This is a genomic window from Candidatus Jidaibacter acanthamoeba, assembly GCF_000815465.1.
GTDB lineage: Bacteria > Pseudomonadota > Alphaproteobacteria > Rickettsiales > Midichloriaceae > Jidaibacter > Jidaibacter acanthamoebae.
In genome coordinates this window covers 1-211 of sequence record NZ_JSWE01000101.1, presented here as the reverse complement: position 1 = coordinate 211, position 211 = coordinate 1, and the positions used below count along the sequence as shown (strand labels likewise).

1 protein-coding gene is annotated in these 211 nt (G+C 45.0%); it reads left to right on the top strand.

The window, feature by feature from the left end; all coding sequences use genetic code 11:
- Positions 1-211, top strand: a 211-nt coding sequence (locus NF27_RS12435; protein ID WP_039456674.1) for an ankyrin repeat domain-containing protein, incomplete at both ends; no start/stop codon positions are given.

The window sequence follows — 211 nt, the reverse complement described above, 5'->3', positions numbered from 1 at the left end:
TGGTTGATAAGCCAAGGAGCATGTAAAGACAAGGCTGTAAAAGGAGCTGCTCAATGTGGGCATAGAGAACTGGTAGGGTGGTTGGTAAGCCAAGGAGCATATAAAGACAAGGCTGTAAAAGGAGCTGTTCAATATGGACATAATGGGCTGGTAGAGTGGTTGATAAGCCAAGGAGCATGTAAAGACAAGGCTGTAAAAGGAGCTGCTCAAT